The organism is Streptomyces sp. NPDC059853 (assembly GCF_042731495.1).
GTDB lineage: Bacteria > Actinomycetota > Actinomycetes > Streptomycetales > Streptomycetaceae > Streptomyces.
The window spans coordinates 36,143-55,895 of sequence record NZ_JBHWJL010000003.1; the positions used below are offsets into that span (position 1 = coordinate 36,143).

Consider the following 19,753-nt stretch of genomic DNA (forward strand, 5'->3'; position numbering starts at 1 on the left):
CTCGTGGTGACGGTGACCGCAGCTCTGGCGACCCTGGCGGCCATCCCGGGCGGGCCGATCATTCTGTCCTTCCTCGCCCTCGCACTGCTCGCCGCGGTGGCCGGGGTCTGGATGACGCTCATCATCCGTGATGCCCTCATCCTCTCCGGGCTGGTCTTCGGAGTCACCGTCTTCAGCGGTCTGGTGGACCGGAGCCTGTGGAGTCACGTGAAGCGCTGGGTCGGTGTCATGGGCGCGATCATCGCCAGCAAGTACGTCGTGCTCACGACCGTCGCCCTGGCCACCGGCATGCTCGCGAGCGGTGGCGGGAACGACACGTCGGTCGGGCAGGCATTCGCCACGGTGTTCACCGCCATCGCCCTGCTCTGGCTGGCGCTGTACCTGCCGTTCCAGCTCTCCAAGTTCCTTCCCCTCCTGGGCGACGACATCCAGGGCATGCACCAGGCCCGGGAGGACTTCGCCGGGCGCGCCCAGAAGCTGGGCGGCCACGCGGGTGACACCTTCCAGGAACTCTCCGGCCGCTTCGGGCGAGACAACGCGACCGCGAGTGAACAAGGAGCCGATGCGGGCGGCGAGCCGGGTAACAGCATGGCGTCCGGAACCGGCTCGGGAACGGGAGCGGGCGAAGCCGCCGCTTCCTCGACCGGAGTGGGCGCCGCCGTGGTGGCCGGCAAGCAGACCGTCGACATGGCCAAGGAACACGTGCAGCAGACCGCCGAACGCAGCGTGGAATCCGCCGGTCCGGAAACAGGTGGCGGCCAGAACACCGCCGGCCCGGAACCCTCGCCCGACTCGCCCGGTCCGGGCGCTCCCGCTCCGGAGCGGGCGACGGACAGGCCGGACACCCCGCTCGGCTCACCGCCCGACACCGCCGTCCCGTCCGGGCACACCGCCCCGGCGGCCGGCCCCTGGGACGAACCGCCGGAGACAGCTCCCCTGCCCGGGCACCGACCCGAGGAAGACCCGGCGCCCACCACTGAGCCCGAAACCGAGCCCCACCCCAGCGGAAGGTAACCCGATGGCACGTACCTTCGTCTTTCCCCGTCCGCGTCCCCGCGGACTGCTCGGCCGGCGACTGGAGGGAGACGAACAACTCGTCCTCGTCACCGGCTTCACCGGCGGCCTCATCGCCGCCTGGGCGGTCGGCGGCACCCTCGCCAGGATCGCCCTCTTCACCCTCATCGCCGGCTGCTGCGCCTGGGGCACACTCGCGCCCTACCGGGGTCGTACCTACCTGAAGTGGTACGAGATCAACCGCACCCACCGCCGGCTGCTGCGCGACGGCTCGTTGCTCTACCGGTCCAGAGCGCCGGAGGCGGGCCGGTACGCGAGCGGTCGCCCGGCCGCTGTCGGGATGCCGCCCGGCATCCCGCGCGATCTCCAGTGGATCTCAGCCCGCACCGCCTTCGGTGAGATCACCATCCTCCTCCAGCCCCACGAGCGGCTGTTCACCGCCGCCATCGAGGTCGAGGCGATGCGCGACTTCGGCAGTCTCGACAGCGACGACAAGGAAGCGCTGATCCGCGCGTACGAGTATCTGCTGAAGGCGACGGCGGACAACGGCGGCCGGATCCGGAGACTGCAATGGATCACCCGCATCATCCCCACCGACCCCAACACCCACGCCCGGGACGCCGCCGCCCGCCGCGACCCGAACGCCCCCGCCTGGCTGGAGCAGTCGTACGCGGAGCTGATCCGCCAGGTGGCTGTTACCGCCGAGGACCGGCGGCTCGTCCTCGCGCTGGGTATCCCGTACACGTCCGAGCTGGTGGCCGAAGCCCGCCGGTACCGCACCCTCCACGAGGGGTACGCGGTCACTCTCGGCAAGGAGATCGAGGCGTTCATCCGCAACCTGGCGCGCGGCCATCTGCGCCACGTCCGCAACCTCGACGAGGGCGCCCTGGCCTCCTACCTCCACCACGCCTACGACCCCCGCCACTGGATCGACGACACCACCGGCATGGACCGCGTCACCGCGTGGCCGGCCGAACTGGATGCCCGGCCCGCCGACCACATGACCTCGCGCAGCTGGGAAGCCGAAAACGGTGCGGCCTGGCACTCCCGAACCGCCTGGATCAAGGAGTGGCCGCTGCTCCCCGCCGGTGTCAACTTTCTCGCGCCGCTTCTGCTGTACGTCCAGGACGTCATCGTGTCCGTCGCCGTCACCATGGACCTCGTACCGTCCGAGCAGGCCATCACCGAGGCCATGGCCGACGCCACCAACGAACTCGGCCAAGCCGACAAACGCGCGGGCCGGATCGAGGACCCACGCGAACAGAAAGCACAGCAGGCGTCCCTGGCCACCATGCGCGAGATCGCCAACGGCGCCGCAGGTATCCGGCTCGCCGGCTGGCTGACCGTCACCTCGCCGAGCGACGAAGTCCTCCGCCGTGACGCCGACACTCTCCGCCACGCCGCCACCCGCAGTGGACTGCGGCTGGAGTGGTGCGATCGGGAACACCACCGCGCCTTCGTGAACACGCTTCCGTTCGCGGGCGGCCTGCTCCCGGAAGGCCGGTGACCACGCCGTGCTCGACATGCTCCGTACCCAGTCCCAGACCCGCCGCAGGGCCGTCCGCTCCACCACCGCGAACGCCTGCGGTCTCTACCCGGCGGTCGGCGCGGCCGGCATGGACCCCCGCGGCGTCGTCATCGGCCGGGAGGCGTACAGCGGCAAGGCGTACATCTTCGACCCGTTCATCCTCTACGACCCCAAGGCCCGGGTCCGGCTCCCGAGCGGGCACGTCCTGGTGCTCGGCAAGAGCGGTCACGGCAAGTCGGCGCTGGAGAAGACGTACGTCCTGCGCCAGCTCCGGTTCCGGGACCGCGCCTTCTGTGTGCTGGACGCGCAGGGTGAGGACGGCACGGGCGAGTGGGACGGTATCGCGCGGGAGCTGGGCATCACCCCCGTCCGGCTGGTGTACGGCAACGCCGATGCGGTGGACGGCGTCCGGATCAACCCGCTCGATCCGCGCATCCCGCAGGAGCACCAGTTCAAGGTACTGGTCTCGATGGTGGAGATCATCACCGGCGGTCCGCTGGCCTCCACGACTCGTTTCGCGCTGTCCGAAGCGCACCGGACGGCGGTCGGCACCGCCGGAGTACAGCAGCGGACGGTGTGCCTGTCCGACGTCCTGGACGCGCTCACCGCTCCCCGGCGGGCACTGCTCGGACAGCAGCAGGTCGAACCGGAGGAGCTGACCGTCTGGGGACAGCCCGCCGCCCTCGCCCTGGACGAGCTGTGCAACCCGGACCGTGAGCTGGTCGGGCTCTTCGACGGCCCGACCACGCCGGGCATCGACCTCGACGCCCGGCTCATCATCTTCGACCTCACCCGGCTGCCCCGCGAGGGCGAAGCGATGCCCCTGCTCATGGCCGTCATCGGGCCGTGGATCCGCTTCGGGTGGATCAAGCCCGGGGACACCGTGAAGCGGACGCTGATCGTCGAGGAGGCGTGGCACATCCTCAGCCACCGGCCGGTGGCCCGCCTCTTTGAGGAACTGGTGCGGTACGGGCGCAGGCTCGGCCTGTCGTTCTGGGCCGTCCTGCACCACCTCGCCGACCTCTCCCTGGAAGAGGCCCCGGAAGCCGCTGCCATCCTGAAACTGACGGCCACCCGCGTGCTGTACCACCTCGACCGGGACGAAGCCGAGGTCACCGCCGACTACCTCGGGCTTACGGCCTGGGCACGCAAGGCGTTGCCGGACGGCGCCAACATCTGCGCTCCCGGCCGTGCGATCTGGCAAGTCGGAGCACGCATCAACCTCGTGGAACACATCCGCACGGCCACCGAAGTGCGGCTGACCGACACCAACCGGCGCATGACCGAGCGGACCGGGGCGGAAGCGGGACAGGTCTTCGCCCCCATGATCCCGTTGCGGAAGGGCGGTGCCGCATGATGCCGCAGCCGGCCGTGCCCATGACTGCGGGGCGGCTGCGGCTCGGCCGCGACGCCGTGTGGATGATCCCGCTGTTCGCCGCCTTCGGGCTCACCTTGCTGACGTGGCTCGCCGCCTGCCTCTCCGGTGTACTGGCCCACGGCAGGCCGGCCTTCGTCAGCTGGGAGTCCGTGGCCCCGGCGCTGCCGCCGCTGTTCCTCCGTCCCGCCGATCCGGCCGCCGCCTGGCCAACCGGCAGCGGAGTCGGCGGACCGCTCGCCTTCTGGACCAGCTTCGCGGCGCTGACCATCGGTACCGCCATCACCGCGCGGTGGGGGTGGCACCGGTGGCTCCGCCACAGCATCTCCGGCGCGGCCGGGCGGGCCGACGCGGCGCAACTGGAGCGCGCCATGGGCGAACAGCAGGCCCTCACCCGCGCCCCGTCGCTGCGCCCGGCCATGTACGAACGCGACCCCGCCTCGGTGACCATCCGGCACGTCGCCGTCCACATCGGCAGCGCCGACCCGTCCCGCATCCCGCTGTGGATCGCGATCGAGGAGAGCGTGGTGCTGGTCGCTCCACCCCGCGAGGGCAAGACCAGCCAGATCATCCTGCCCGGCATCCTCGACTTCCAGGGCACGGTGCTCGCCACCAGCTCCAAGACGGATGTGCTGTACGCGACGGCGATGCTCCGCGAGCCGTACGGCACGGTGCGCGTGCTCGATCCCACCGGTCTGTCCGGCTGGCCGCATCAGCTGCGCTGGCCGCTCACCACCGGGTGCGAGCGGTACCAGACCGCCCGGAAACGGGCCGAAACCCTGGTCGCCACCACCAAGAGCGATGAGGGCACCAGCAACGGCGGGTACTTCAACCTCAACGCCAAGACGCTCATCACCTGCTGGCTGCACGCCGCCGCGCTCAACCACCGTCCGATGGCGGACGTCGTGAGCTGGGCCGCCGACCCGGACAACCGCGAAGCGGTCGACCTGCTCGCCACGCAGGGCAAGCACGCCCTCGCCGAAGCCCTCGCCGGCCAGCACGCCGCGGCCGAAGAGGAGCGGAGCGCCACCTGGCGTACCGCGCAGCAGCCCTTCGTCGCGCTCTACGACGACCAGGTCGCCGCGATCTTCGCTCCGGACCCCGAAGCCGAGGTCTTCGACATCGAGCAGTACCTCACCGAAGGCGGCACGCTGTTCCTCATCGGGGAGGACGAGGAGGGCAGCGCCCTCGCGCCACTCAACGCCGCCTTCGCCAAGGCACTCTTCGACACGGCCAAGACGATCGCCGGCCGGGCCCCGAACGGGCGACTGCCACTTCCGCTCGGCTGCTTCCTGGACGAGCTGGCCAACGTCGCCCCGCTCCCCGACATCCCCAATCTCATGAGCGTCAGCGGCTCGCAGAACATCTTCGTGATGGCCGTCCTCCAGTCCTACGCCCAAGCGGAGGAGCGTTGGGGCCAGCTCGGCGTGCGGAAGATGTACGCCGCCGGGACGGTGAAGATTCTCCTCGGCGGCATCTCGGATCCCGAGGAGCTGAAGGCGTACAGCAGTCTGACGGGCGAGTTCGACGAGGACGTGGAGACGGTCAACGCCGACCACGTCGGCAACGTCTCGGTCTCCACGGCGCTGCGCCGTCGCCCGGTGCTTGAGCCGGCGGACATCCGCATGATCCCCGAGCGCGGCGGGCTCGTGATCCACCGCCGTACGCCTGCCACGCTCGTGTCCTTCGTTCGCGCCCACGAAGGGTCGCGGGCCGAGGAGATCAAGGACGCCACCCGCCGCGCACACCAGCTGGTGGCCCGCCATGGCTGACGGGTACGACGACCTCCTGGACGAGCTGACGGCCGTCAGCGGCGAGCTGGCGTTGCTCGGTGAGCGTGTTCTCGTGCTGGAGCAGGGGGCCCCCGGGCCCGGCGGAGCTGACAGCAGCGGCCGCACGGCGGGCGCTCCGGTGCACTGGGACAACCTCCCCGCCGATGAGCGAACGGCCCTCTGGGTCGAGTTCGTGGCCTGGGTGGCCTGGCTCTCCGACCGGTACGAGCTGACCACCGATCAGCTGCCTCGCGGCTGCTGGTGGCGGCACGGCGCCGTCGTCGAAGAACTCACCGCGCTGTGGACCTCGCACACCTCGGCGTACGGCGGCGACGAGGACGTCGGCGCCGCCCCGTACCTGTGGCAGGACGCCCTCTCCCGGGCCATCGAACGCATCGGCCGCCACTGGCTCGGGCCCTGCCGCAACGGGCAGCACCGCGACCGGCACCGCACCCCATGGTCCGGCGACGAGCCGTACCTCACCCCCATCCTCGCCATCACCACACAAGGAGCGACGACATGACCATGAACCGATACGCCGTGGAAGCCCGGGCGTACTGGCGGCGGTGGCTTCCCCAGCGCTACGCGGCCCTCCCCGACCCGATCGCCTTCTTCACCAACCTCGGCGAACAAGTGGAGCAGCAGGTCGGCGACCTCTGGGACGAGCTGGTGATCGCGGACCCGCAGCCGCCCGGTGAGACCCATGAGCAGCGCGTCGGGCGCCTGGGCCTGCTCAAAGCACAGGCCGAGCACGAGGTGCTGAGCGAGATGGTGCGGCTGGCACCCGAGGCGGGCGCCGCGTACGACCCGGGCGACGACGAGTTGCTGGAGAGCGACGAGCAGTTCGCGGCCCGCCTGCGGCGGGTGGAGGAGCACACCGAACAGCTCGGCAGCACCGCCGATGCGCTCATCGACGGCACCGTCACCTTGGGCGACCTCGACGACGAACAGGTGCGTCAGCTCCTGGACTACCTGACCCCGTCTTTCCTCCGGCTGCTGGGCACCTCCGTCGAGGACCTGCGCGCCGAAGGCCGCCGGCTCTAGCGCCATGACCCTGTACGAGACGCCCCGCACCCTCTCCGAGCTGGACGCCGCCGCGGAGAGCGGCGCTCTGGTACTCCGGGCTGCCAGCAACGTGGACGCCGGCCCATGGGAGTACCGCCTCTACGGCTTCGGCCCGGACCATTCCGATACCACCCCGTTCGTTCTGGTCAGAGTGAACGTGGACGACACCGTTCACGAGGTCGCGACCCCCGAGAACCTGCCGCGCGGCCGGCGGGCCGAAGACCTCTTCGGCCGGCTCGCCGAGACTCTGGACACCGCTTCCGCCGCTGACGGGCCGGCGGCGGCGGAGCGGCGCATCCTCGCCGAGATCGCCGCCAGTGCTGCCCCACCCGGCCCGATGGCCCGCATCGGCGCCAACCTCGCCGCGCTCCGCACTCTGCACACCCTGCGCGACGAACAACGCCCCGCCACAGCAGCCGAGCGGACGGTGCTGGCGCGCTGGAGTTCCTGGGGCGCCGTCCCCAAGATCTTCGATCCGCGTGCCACCGAGTACGACACGTCGCGCGCCGAGCTGCGATCGTTGCTGACCGACGAGGAGTGGAACGCCGCCGAGGCGACCACCCGCAACGCCCACTTCACCGATCCCGCCCTTGTCGAACCGATCTGGCGGGCCCTGCGGGACCTCGGGTTCCAGGGCGGGAGGGTGCTGGAACCCGGCTGCGGCAGCGGGAACTTCCTGGCAGCCGCTCCACCCCACACCCGGATCACCGGCGTTGAACTCGACCCCGTCACCGCAGAGATCGCCGCAGCGCTCCACCCGGATGCGGAGATCCGGGCAGAGTCCTTCGTCGCCACGCGCATCCCCGACGGCTATTACGACGCCGCCATCGGGAACGTGCCCTTCGACTCGATCGCCCTCACCGACCCCGTCCACAACCCGCTGCGGCTTGCCACCCACAACCATTTCATCGTCAAGGCCCTGAACCTCACCCGCCCCGGCGGCCTCGTCGCCGTAATCACCAGCCGCTACACCCTCGACTCCATGGGCAAGACCGCCCGACTGGAGATCGCCGACCGGGCTGACCTGGTCGGAGCCGTACGCCTTCCGGCCGGAGCGCACCGCAAGAGCGCGGGGACGGAGGCGGTCACCGATGTACTGATCCTGCGCCGCCGCGAGGGCAGCCCTCGCGACACACCCCCCGATTGGATCGGCCTGGCACCGGTCGCTGTCGGCTCGGACACCCACGTACTGGTCAACCGCTATTTCGCCGAGCATCCCGAGAGAGTCCTCGGCACCATCGGCGTGACCAGCACCCCGTACGGCAGAGACGATGTGACGGTCCGGCCCGCCACGGGGGCCGACCTGCCCGCGCAGCTCTCCGAGGCCCTGGCCACGATCAGCCGCGAGGCGCGGGACTCCGGCCTGACGATGACTCCGGATCCTCAAGCATCCCAGCGCGCCGCCGTCGATCAGCGCATGGAACGGATGCGCCGGGCCCACGAGATGTTCGGCGACGAACTCCAGCGCGCCGAGGGCACCCTGCTCGATCAGGGTGACGGCACCTTCCTCCAGGTCATCGGCGGGGAAATCACCGAGCGCCCCGTCTTCCGCAACGCGGCGGACGAACTGCGCTCGTTGCTGAGCCTGCGGGACACCTACGTGGGCCTGCTGGCCGCCGAATCCGCCGGGGAGGAGGAACAGGCCGGCCGGCTACGCACGCAGCTGAACCAGAAGTATGACGGCCACACGGCGAAGTACGGGTTCCTCAACGCCCGCGAGACCCGGCGGGACCGCCGTTCGACGCATGGCGCCTTCCGCTCCGACCCGTATGCCGCGGGTGTCTACGCTCTGGAGATCTACGACCGCGACAGCGGCACCGCGAAGAAGTCCGCGATCTTCACCCGGGCGGTCGGCAAGCCCCGGCTGGAGGTGACGAAAGCCGAGACGGCCCAGGACGCCCTCGCGATCAGCCTCAACACCTACGGCGAGGTCCGGCTGGGCGAGATCACCCGCCTGCTGGGCGCCGCCTCCATGGAAGCGGCCCGGGAGGCACTCGGCGACCTGGTCTTCAACGAGCCGGGCAGCCAGCGACTGATCCCGGCGCCGCAGTATCTGAGCGGGAACGTCCGGGACAAGCTGGAGAAGGCCGAGAAGATCCTCCGGATGGTCTCGGACGAGATCCGGCCGGTTCATCCTCTCCAGGCCAACGTCGCTGCCCTTCGCCGGGTACTCCCACCCGACAAGCAGCCGGGAGACATCGAAGACGTCGGCATCGGCGCCACCTGGATCGCTCCGGAGTACTACGAGCAGTTTCTTCAGCAATTGCTCCAGACCCGGTACCTGACGGTCAGCCGTCGCTCCGGCGCCGACTGGGAGATCGACGCACCCGTCCACGTGCGTACCTCGCGTGCCGCAACCAAGGTGTACGGCACCGAGAGACGCAACGCCGTGGATCTCGCCCACCGGCTGCTGCGCCGCGCCTCCCTGGTCATCCATCCGCCGAAACCGGACGAGGACGCCAGCCCGCAGGACATCCAGGACGGCAAGCGCTGGGCGGCCGAACAGACCGAGCAGGTCGTCGCGAAGGCGGACGAGCTGAACCGGCTGTTCGCCGACTGGCTGTGGCAGGACGCCGAGCGCACCAAGGATGTGCTCGCGACATACAACCGGCTGCACAACTCGTACGTTCCCTACCAGGGAGACGGCAGCCACCTCACGTTCCCCGGGCTGTCCGATGCCATCACACCGCGTCCCCATCAGCGGGCCGGCGTGGCCCGTGCGCTGGCCGAACCGGGTGGGAGCTTCTTCGACTACGAAGTGGGCTTCGGCAAGACGCTCACCATCGCCATGACGCTGATGGAGATGAAGCGCCTGGGCACCGTCACCAAGCCCTGCGTCGTGGTGAAGAACGCCACGGTCAACGACTTCCGCAACGACTTCCTGCGCGCCTACCCGCAGGCCCGGGTGCTGGCCATCGACAGCGCCGAGTTCACCAAGGAGACGGCCACCGCCTACGTCGCCCAGATCGCCGGGGGCGACTGGGACGCGGTGATCCTGCCGCAGAGCCTGTTCAACCGAATCCCCATGTCCGGGCGTGGTCAGGCACAGTTCGTCGCCGACCAGACCGCCGAGTACCGGGCCCGGATCCACAAGCTGTTGACGGGCAGCGACAAAGAACTCTCCCAGGACCACAACCCGGGCGGCGATCCACTCATCTCCGAAGCCCTGGAGGTGGCCGCGGGCGCGCAGAGCGACCGGGCGGCCGGGCGATCCTCAGTGTCCCGGGACACGATCAAGAGTCTGCAAGGGGACCTCAAGCGTCATCGCCAACGAGCCGAGAAGAACCTGGTCAAACAGTCGTCGATCGGCATCGCCTGGGAGCAGACCGGTATCGACTTCATCGCCGTCGACGAGGTTCAGGACTTCGCCAACGGGGCGGTGGGAGCGAACAACAGCGAGCTGTCGCTGCCGGTATCCGCCCAGGCCCGGGGCCTGAAGGTCAAGCTGCGCAGCATGGCGAAGGCGTACGGCCCGAAAGTGGGGCTCGGCTCCACCGGAACGCCTTTCCCCAACGCCATGCCCCAGGCGTACGTCATGCTGGATTACTTCCGCCCGGACCTTCTGGCTGCGGCGGAGATCTCCGCCTTTTCCTCCTTCCAGGCGCAGTACCTGATGGAGGTCGTCGCCCCGGAGATCTCGCCGGAGGGCATCCCGCGGATCAAGGAACGCATCGGGGCCTTCCGCAACGCCCGCCCGTTCAGCCAGCTGTGGAAGGCCATGGCGGACGTCAAGACGAAGTACGACATTCAGCTGCCGGTGCCGCGCCATGTCAGTGAGACGGTTGTCGTGCCGGCAACCAACAGCGACCGGGAATACATGGCGGACATCGCCGTCCGTGCCGAGCTGGTGCGGGACTGCTTGGTCGATCCGGCCGTGGACAACCTGCTCAAGATCTCCAACGACGGCCGGATGGCCGCCATGGATCTGCGGATGGTCGGCGTGACCCCGGACGGTCCGGGCAAGCTGGACGCGGCAGCCGACAAGATCGCCCAGATCTGGCGGGCGTACCGGAACCACACCTACACCGATCGTGAGGGAACTCCGAGCCCGCTGCCCGGTGCGCTTCAGCTCGTGTTCGCGGACCGGGGTACACCGTCGGACGACGCCCGGAAGAAGGGCAGGTTCATCGCCTACGCCTACCTGCGCGACCAGCTGGTCGCGCGCGGCGTTCCCGAGGACGGCATCCGGTACGCGCAGAGCGCACGGACCGCCGAGGAGAAGGAGGAACTGTTCGCCGACTGCCGCAAAGGCAAGGTCGCCGTGCTGATCGGCTCGACCGACACCATGGGCGTGGGCGTCAACGTGCAGGACCGGGCGATCGCCTTGCATCACCTGGACTGCCCATGGCGGCCCAGTGACGTGACCCAGCGTGAGGGACGCATCATCCGCCAGTTCAACCAGCACTTCTCCATGGGCTTCCCGGTGCAGATCTATCGGTGGGTGAAGGAGGGTTCGTTCGACTCCTTCATGTGGCAGACGGTGGAGCGCAAGGCCCGCTTCATCGACCAGGTACGGACCGGACGGGACCCGGACGAGCAGGACCGGGCGCTCGATGGCGATCTGGGGAAGGACTACCTCGAATTCGGCGAGATCAAGGCGCTGGCCACCGGCAACCCGCTGCTTCTCAAGAAGCTCCAGGCGGACGAGGAAGTACGCCAGCTGGAGGCGGCGTACCAGAGCTGGCGGCGCACCAACGAGCACCTGCGGACCGTCGTCGATACCGGGGACGAGACCCTGGCGAAGGCGCAGCGGCTGGCTGAAGCAGCAGAGCGGGCGGGCCGGCGCAGGACGGAGACCAAGGGCGACGCCTTCGCCATGGAGTTGCCGGACGGCACCACGGTGACCAGGCGCCAGGACGCCGCCGTGGCACTGCGCCGCCGCCTCATGCTGATGTCCGCCCGCAGATACGGGGACCCCCACCGCTGGCAACACATCGCCACCCTCGGGGGCCAGCGGTTCCTCGCCAGGGTCAGCGCCAACAATGAGACGGCACGGTTCACCATCGAGGACTTGGAAGAGGTACGCCAGGTCGGCTTCGTGATCGATGACGTGGTGGGGCTGATCCGCGACGGGAAACCCCCGCTGGGCCTGGTCTCCCGGCTGGAAAACGTGGTGGAGAAACTCGACGGGCTGCACGGCACGCTCCTGGCCGTCGAGAACGAATTTAAGCAGGAGATCGACCGGGCCCAGAAGCTTGTCGACCAGCCGTTCACGAAGCGGGACAAGCTCGTCCGGGCGCGTGCAGACCAAGCCCGGCTCGAAGCCGAGATCGAGGCGTACGAGCCCGAAGAGCCCGACGGGGAAGACACTGCAGCGACACCCGCACCCGCACCGGCACCGGCGCCGGCACCGGCATTGGCTCCGGCACCGGTGCCGGAGCAGCCCGCCGCACCGTACGCCGGCCGCGCTGAGTATTGGGCGGAAGAGCAAGCGACGCTGGCCGCCCTCCGGAAGTGGGAAGAGGAACACGGCGTCCGGCTGCCGGAAGGCAACGAACCGGAAAGGGCGCTCGCGCTGACCGCCGCAGCCGTGTCCGCGGCGAGCCAGAACGCACGGAGAACACGGCTGCTCGGCCTGGACGGACACCTGGACTGGCGGCTCGTGGACACGCTCGCGCAGCAGGCTCGTGTGGTCGGCGAACAGTGGGACCGGGAACAGCGCGGACCACGAACCGTCAGCGACACCTGGGCCATGCACATGAAGGTTCGCGACCACGCCGCCCGCTACCGAGCCACGGTCGAGAACCCGGAGAGCGCAGCCTTCCAGCGCTGGGCGGCTACCGAGGAGCCGATCACCGTTGCCGACGAGGAAGCGACCGAGTCCATCCCCGGCCTCTCCCTGTTCGAGCAGTACACCGTGACCGGGCCGGATGGGAGAAGCACGCCCGCCGCCAACGGGGTCGATCTCGCCGCGGGAATCGGCCAGCTCATCGCGGACGGCCTGACCGTGCAGAAACGCCGGCGCGGGCTGACCCTGACCACTCCGGACGGTTCCCGCTTCGACATCGTTCCCCTCGCCCCCCGCACGCCCGGCTCGTCGAACCCACGGGCTCAGCGCCTGGCCGTGATGCTGGGCCGGTACACGTTCGCCGAAGAACTGGTGAGAGGCGCGGAACTCGTCGGCGAGACGCTGGAACGGCTGCGAGCGCGGTTGGCATCCGACGCCGGTGCAGAAGCCGAGCCCTTGGAGTTTGAGCAGGTCGCCTCCGCCCTCGCCGCCTCGTCGCACGACGCCCCCGCCGATGTCCTCGACCTCTACGACCGGCTGGCCGACGCGGCCGGAGAACTGGCCGATGCGACGGACGGCGAGACCGCCGCGCTGGCCCACCGCCTCCTCCAGCGCACGGAACGGCACCTCGGGCGCCTGCACGCCGCCGGAGACAACCTGTTCGAACTGCTGACGGCCGCTGCCGACGCCCACGAGGTGCCCAACGGCACCGACCCGCTGGGCGAGCGCCCCGAACCCTATTCCGACAACGACGAGCTGAACCGCTTCCGGTCCCTCGTCCTCGAAACCTACGACCGATGGCCCGAGAGCGAACGCGGAACCGTGAGCGAGGCGGGCGCTCTGCTACGCCGCGCCATGTGGGACGCCCGGCAAGTCCCCGACACCGGGGTCGGCGCCGCTCTCACCGCGTGGGCCGACGTCGTCTCGCACGCCGTGACGGCGGTGCTGGACACCGAGCAGTCGGAGAGCCGCACGATCCTGGCTGACGTCGCCGAGCGGGCCTACGAGCACCACCGGCGGCTGGCCGCCCACCAGCTGGCCGCCGACATCGGCGCCGCGCCGTACGGACCCGGGCACTCCTTCACGGACGGGCTCCGGCGCCTGGGTGACGCGTGGAACGCCTGGTGGGAAACACCCACGGCCCGGCGTCTCGCTGAACGCCCGGAGACGCACACCGATGTCGTCGAGAACTTCCGGCAGGCTCACCACGCGGCCGAGTGGGCCATCACGGATGACGGCACCCTCGACGAGGTCACCCGCCACGCCGCTGGGCTCGCTCATGCCGGCTACACCTTGGTGCTCAGCCTCCCCAGCGCGGTCTTTGCCACGCCCGGGGACCACGACGCGCTCACCCAGCTGGTGAGCATCTGTTACCACCACGCCGCGAACTGCCGTTCCTCGGCCGGACAGCCGGCAGCAGTGGCCGCCGTCCGCGAGGAGCTGGCGGCACATCAGGAACGTCTCCGTGCGGTCCCTCCCGCTCCGGACTCCGCGACGGTGCATCCGACCGAGGTGGAGATCGAGCACCACACCGGGGCGACGATCGTCCGAGGTCCGACCATGGAGGAGGGGGACGCCTCCGTGCGGGCACAGCTCGGCAGCCACGGCTTCCAGTTCTCCGAGGAGCACGGACACTGGCACCTGCCCACGCACATGTCCCGGACGCACCGGAACACGCGGGTCCGGGCGCTGCTGGACGGGCTGAGCTTCCTCGGCCGGCCCCACCGGATGGCGGAGCCCAAGATCCTCATCCCGCTCGGTGAGCCCTACTCGTCCAGAGCTGAGGCGACCCGGGACTTCGAGGCGATGTTCGCCGGCTACTGGAGCATGCGGGACACTCCCGCCGGGCGGAAACTTGTCGACCGGGGGGTGAACGTTCGCCCCGACAGCCACGCCGTCTTCGTGGCCCTGGAGGAACTGCGCCAGGGACCGGTGGCCAGCGGCCGAGACCCGTTCGTTCACCCGGCCGCCGACGTGGTCCGCCGGTGCACGGAACTCGCCCGCGCTGCTCAGACGCTGGCCGGGAACCTGGACCAGGAGGGGTACCGGGCCCCGGTGGCGCTGCGCCACTTCCGGACGATGACGCAGTACGCCACGCTGCTGGCCTCCCGCATCAACGCGACGGCGGAACGCGAAGGGCTCTGGGACCAGCTGTTCAGCGAGACCGCGGGCACCGTTCAGCCGCAGGCGACAGCCGGTGCCGAGGCCACAGAAACCCGCGCACCCGAGCGCCCCACCCCGGAGCGCGCGGCCCTGATCGCGGAGCGGGCCAGGAACAGGGGGTGGCAGGTCGGCGAACGCTGGGACGACGACAGCCAGCACTACGCCTTCTACGAACTGACGCTCAAGGCCCACACCGATCACGGCCCGCGCGCCTTCAGCCTGCTGTGGAGGGAGCGCCGGGGGAGGTACGGATACAGCGCCCAGCACTCCGCGGCCACTCACCACGGTGACCGGACGGCCAGGAACGGCTTCCGCCCCGCTCTCGGCGATGTGGAGCGCGAGTTGGCGCTCTGCCGCGTGGTCGAAGAACCACGCCCCGGTGAAAGCACGGTGGCGGCCACACCCGTCGGCACCACGTCGCCGGAGGCAGAGGCAGCACAGGAAGCCCTCTTCGAAGAGTCGGCTCCCGCTCCGTCCGAAGTCTCCCGGCTGACCCGGGAGGATCTGGAGGCCCTGCCGAAGGCCCTCGGTGACGAGGCCCGGCTTGCCGTGACCACCACGCTGCCTCTTCCTGACGGCACGGTGCCCGGCGCTCTTCTTCTGCTCCGCTCCGTGGAGCCGGGTACCGAAGACGATCCCGAGCCAATCGTGTACGGGGCGCATATCGTCCCCGAGAACAACCTGGTGTCCAGCAGCCTCGAAGGCCGATACCTCCTGTCCGACCTTCTCGCGATGCCCCAAGCCCGTGTGCTTCCGCTCCCCGTTCCTCTTCCATGGACTCGGGTCCGGGAACTCATGGCGATGAGCCCGGACGAGGCACGGCGGTCCCTGTCCCCCGATCGCACGCCGAACGGCTTGTTCACCCTGGACCGGGACGATGCCGGCCCGTGCTGGGCCCTGCGGTCGGCGGGCAGCGGTTCAGCGGACTACGGGAGAATCGACACCTACGCCAACCTGCCGGCCACCGAGCTGGAAGGCCCGTTGGAGACGATGACCGGGTTCCGGTCGGCCACCGAAGCCGTGGTCTTCTCGGAACGCCTGGCCGCCCTCACCGACAGCACGGGAGACCCGGTCGACTGGGCCCGCATCCCGGCCGCCGGCGAACTGGGGTCCGTTCGGTTCGACCTCGACCGTCAGGTCCTGGCGCTCCGGGCCGCCTTCGACATCGAGCAGGGCCTCCCTCCGTCCGTCTCGTCCGCCATTCGGGTATGGCGCCTGCTGACCGAGGACCCGGACCGGCCTCCGGCCGCCGAAGGACGGACGTACGCGGACCGCCTGCGCGCCGGGGAACGCATCCGCTGGGGCTCCGGTCCGGCCGGGCGGCTGCTGGAAGTGCTCGACGTCGGTGAGCCGCACCGGACCGGCCTGGTCCGAATCAGCCTCGCCGCCGTCGACGATCCGGACGACGTCTACGAATGGGATGTCCCGCGCAACCTGATGGTCGGCCAGCAGCAGAAGGAGCAGCAGGTGCCCCCCACCGTCGAGCCACCGGTAACAGCGACTTCGTGGTCGAGCCGGGTGCGGATCGTCACGGAGAACGAGAACACGTACGTCACCGGCACGGGCGGCAAGCACTGGCCGGAAGAGGCCGAGCTGCGCGCATTGCTGAAGAAGAACCGTAACTTTGCGTACAAAGAGGGCCGATGGGCATACCAAGGCCCATCGAGTCGGCGGGACACGGTCGTGGAAGAGGTGCGCGACTACCTGCGGGAGAAGGACGCCGGTTTCACGAGAACGGCGTCACCCACTCCCGAATACCCGCCGACACCGCAGCAGCAGCGCATCATCGACGCCTGCGTGGCAGGCAGAGACGTTGCGGTCCAGGCCCTTGCCGGCACGGGGAAGACGTCCACACTCCAGATGGTCACCCGGCGGATGTCGGACAAGCGCATCGCCTACGTGGCGTTCAACCGCAGTATCGCGGACGAGGCCCGGCAGAAGTTCCCGTCCCACGTCACCGCGGACACCAGCCACGCTTTCGCCAGGGCGGACATGCGGAACACGCCGCTTCGGCGCAAGATCGGCAAGGCCGGCCGCAATGGCGGGGCTCGCCGCCCGCAGGATGTGGCCGATGCGCTCGGGCTGACGGAGCCGTTGCGCTACCGGGGCGGCTCCATCGAGCCGGAGAGCGCCGCCCGGATCGCTATGACCGCCGTGCGGAACTTCCGGGAGAGCGCCGACCCCGAGTTGCTGCCGCGGCACCTGGGACAGGGCTGGACCGACGATTCCGCCGTCACCGCGCTGCTGGGTCTTGCCCGCCGGGCGTGGGAGGACATCGCCGATCCGAACAGCGACAAGTTGTTCTTCACGCACGACGACTATCTGAAGCTCTGGGCCCTGACGAACCCCCGGCTGCCGTTCGACATGATCCTTTTCGATGAGGCGCAGGACATCAACCCCGTGCTGAAGAAGGTCATCCAGGATCAGACGGCCCAGACCGTGGTCGTCGGCGACAGCAACCAGAGCATCTACGAGTTCCGCGGCGCCATCGACGCGCTCAAGGACTGGCCCGCGGATGTCGTCCTCCCCCTCACCCAGAGCTGGCGGTTCGGACCCGATGTCGCGGAGGTCGGTAACAGCTACCTGCGGCTGCTGGGCTCCGAGCTGACGCTGGAGGGCAACCCGGCACGGCGATCCACGGTCGGCCCGCTGTCGGGCGAAGTCGACGCCGTGCTGACGCGCACGAACGTGGGGGCGATCGGAGTGGTCTTCAGCGCGCTGGAGGCAGAGCAGCGGGTCGCGCTCGTGGGAGGTGGACGGGAGATCGAGGACACCGCGCGAGCGGCGCAGGATCTTCAACGAGGACGCCGGACGAACCACCCCGAGCTGGGCGCCTTCACCAGCTGGCACGATGTTCGCCACTACGCGGAGACGGAGCAGGACGGTGCCCTCCTGACTTTCGTCCGGCTCGTCGAGCGGTATTCGCCGGAAGGCTTGCTCCGCATGATGAAGGGCCTGGTGCCAGAGGAGGGTGAAGCCCCCGGGGTCCGTCCGGACCTGATCGTCTCCACCGCACACAAGGCCAAGGGGCGGGAATGGCACCGGGTCCGGATCGGAGGAGACTTTCCCCAGCCCAAGGTGAACGCCGAGACCGGCGAACTGGAACTTCCGCTGGCCGGAGAACTTCGGCTCGCGTACGTCACGGTCACCCGGGCCAAGGAAGAACTCGACCCGGGCTCGCTGGACTGGATCCGTTTCCTGGACGAGAACGCCACCCAGTCGGTACCGGCGAAGACGGCAACGACCGCCCTCGCTGAGGCGCCGGTTCACGAGGTGGCGACTGCACAGGAGAAGCCGGTGGTCACCGAGCAGAAGACCTTCCCCGAGGCCGTGCCCGAGCCGGAGAAGAAGCCGCAGGAGACGACGGAGGAGCCTCTTCCCACCACCGAGCCGGAGACGGCCCGCGAGCACCTGGCCGAGGTAGAGGTGAGTCTGAACAAGACAGGCGGGCAGCTCATGCCTCAGCTCGCGGCGTTGCGTGACCTGCTCGACGGGATTCTGGGCAGCGCGGACATCGGTCCGGTGGCGCGGGGGGTGGTGCTTCCGCCGTTGGACGACAGCGAGCTGGGCGTGGCCCTGGCCGGGGCACGGGACGAGTCGCACGCGTTCGCCGGAGCGCCGGAATGGGAGAGCATCGGCCGACTCCGGCAGGCCGAAGAGGCACTGACCTCCGCGTTCAGTTCCGGAACGGCCGCTTCGGTCGTATCGACAGCGGAACTGGACCGCACGGTGCGGTCGCTCACCGCGCGGGCGCTCGCGCACGACGCCTTCGCGCTCGCCCGGCGCCTGGAGCACAACGGTCAGCGGGATACGGACGCGTGGGCCGCCGCCCGGCAGCTCCACCGCGCTGCGACGACGCAGGCGGACAGGTGGGCCGGCAACCTTCCGGCTGACGAGCGGATCGACCGCGCAGCCGAGGTCCGCGCGGCATGGAACCGGCTCGCCACCCGCATGACCACGAGGGACGGCAGGCCGGGCAGAGCACAGATCCTCATGGCCACCGGCTTCGAATCGGTGAAGCAGCACTACCACTCCACAGCCGAACGTCTGGGTGAGCTGGCCGATCATCCACTGTGGCGCCGAGCCGCCGCAGCTTTCGAATCCGCCCAGGAGGTCTTCGACAAGGCCCGGCTCGGCACGTACCGCCTCTCGGCGGACGACGCCACCCTGGGCACCTTCCGGATGTTGTGGGCCCGCACGGTGGAGCTGATCGCCCAGGCAGCGCGAGCGCTCCTCGACCGGCTGGAGCGGGGCGGCTCTCGGGATGGCCTGCGCTGGAACGCGGTCCACCTCCTTCACCACACGGCGGAAGATCATCTGTCACATCTGCGTGGTCACCTCCCCTCCGGAACGAACAGCCCACTGGGGACGTACTACAACCCGCCCACCACGGCCGAGGAGCCGACCGCCGGCGCCGAAGGCTGGGAAGGGCTGCACCGCGCGGCGGCCGTCGTCAGCGAGGCCGACGTCGCCTCGCCGGTGAGCTTGCAGAGCCGGATGAACGTCGGGTACGCCGAGGCACGGGGGCTTCTCCGCCGACTTGAGGACCTGGAAATCGTCGGTGCGCCGCAACGCGGTCGGCTGCGCGAAGTCCTGATGTCGCCCGGGGAAGCAGCCCGCGCCATCGAAGAAGCCCGTGCTGCCGAGGAAGACGCACCGCGGTGGAATCCCACCCACGAGCCGTTCCGTACCCGCTGGTTCGACGAAGTCCGTCAGGTCCTCCCTCACGGTCCGGCGGTCGATGGCGGCCCCGACAGGGCCGACATGATCCGTCTGCTCTTCGCGGAGAGCCGCCAGGTCGCCCAGGGCAGGAGCGACCGAGGGGACGCTGGTCAACGAGCGAACCAGGCCATGGAGCTGTACCTGAGTGGCCGGAGCGACGAGGCCGTGGCGCTCTTGGCCCGGGAGGAGGCACCGCCCGGCCCCACCACGGAGGCTGAAGCCCCGGGGCCGGATAGCGTCGCCCGCGTCCGGGAAGTCGCCGCCTCCTCCGTCCGGAACCGCCACGCCCACCAACAGCTTCATGAGACCCAGCGGACACCGGCCGGTGTTTCGGCCGGTCGCCGCTGACGGAACAAGAACGCCTCCGGCGGGCCACCCTGCGGAGG

6 protein-coding genes and 1 pseudogene are annotated in these 19,753 nt (G+C 69.8%); all 7 read left to right on the forward strand.

Annotated elements, in window-relative coordinates; translation table 11 throughout:
• A pseudogene (locus tag ACFV5N_RS00710) lies at positions 1-1,014 on the forward strand (hypothetical protein); the annotation flags it as partial.
• 4 nt (positions 1,015-1,018) lie between these two features.
• Positions 1,019-2,521 carry an SCO6880 family protein gene (locus tag ACFV5N_RS00715; RefSeq protein WP_385592254.1) on the forward strand — a complete coding sequence of 501 codons (1,503 nt, stop codon included), beginning with the start codon at positions 1,019-1,021 and terminating at the stop codon, positions 2,519-2,521.
• A 16-nt stretch (positions 2,522-2,537) separates the two neighbouring features.
• Positions 2,538-3,899 (forward strand): ATP/GTP-binding protein, encoded by a 1,362-nt coding sequence (locus ACFV5N_RS00720; protein ID WP_385592256.1) that lies wholly within the window; start codon positions 2,538-2,540, stop codon positions 3,897-3,899.
• Positions 3,896-5,689, forward strand: a complete 1,794-nt coding sequence (locus ACFV5N_RS00725; RefSeq protein WP_385592257.1) for a type IV secretory system conjugative DNA transfer family protein — start codon at positions 3,896-3,898, stop codon at positions 5,687-5,689. Before ACFV5N_RS00720 ends, ACFV5N_RS00725 begins: the two co-directional genes overlap by 4 nt.
• Positions 5,682-6,212 carry a hypothetical protein gene (locus ACFV5N_RS00730; protein ID WP_385592259.1) on the forward strand — a complete coding sequence of 177 codons (531 nt, stop codon included), beginning with the start codon at positions 5,682-5,684 and terminating at the stop codon, positions 6,210-6,212. The genes ACFV5N_RS00725 and ACFV5N_RS00730 overlap by 8 nt, the downstream gene beginning before the upstream one ends.
• A complete protein-coding gene (locus ACFV5N_RS00735) occupies positions 6,209-6,733 on the forward strand; it encodes a hypothetical protein (RefSeq protein ID WP_385592261.1) in 525 nt (174 codons plus the stop codon). Before ACFV5N_RS00730 ends, ACFV5N_RS00735 begins: the two co-directional genes overlap by 4 nt.
• Before the next feature lie 4 nt (positions 6,734-6,737).
• Positions 6,738-19,715, forward strand: coding sequence for a UvrD-helicase domain-containing protein (locus ACFV5N_RS00740; protein ID WP_385592262.1), 12,978 nt, complete (start codon positions 6,738-6,740; stop codon positions 19,713-19,715).
• Positions 19,716-19,753 lie beyond the last annotated feature (38 nt).

What these genes read in the sequence shown, in the direction of transcription:
- ACFV5N_RS00715 (WP_385592254.1), top strand. Translation starts at nt 1,019, where the DNA reads ATGGCACGTACCTTCGTCTTTCCCCGTCCGCGTCCCCGCGGACTGCTC.
- ACFV5N_RS00720 (WP_385592256.1), top strand. Translation starts at nt 2,538, where the DNA reads ATGCTCCGTACCCAGTCCCAGACCCGCCGCAGGGCCGTCCGCTCCACC.
- ACFV5N_RS00725 (WP_385592257.1), top strand. Translation starts at nt 3,896, where the DNA reads ATGATGCCGCAGCCGGCCGTGCCCATGACTGCGGGGCGGCTGCGGCTC.
- ACFV5N_RS00730 (WP_385592259.1), top strand. Translation starts at nt 5,682, where the DNA reads ATGGCTGACGGGTACGACGACCTCCTGGACGAGCTGACGGCCGTCAGC.
- ACFV5N_RS00735 (WP_385592261.1), top strand. Translation starts at nt 6,209, where the DNA reads ATGACCATGAACCGATACGCCGTGGAAGCCCGGGCGTACTGGCGGCGG.
- ACFV5N_RS00740 (WP_385592262.1), top strand. Translation starts at nt 6,738, where the DNA reads ATGACCCTGTACGAGACGCCCCGCACCCTCTCCGAGCTGGACGCCGCC.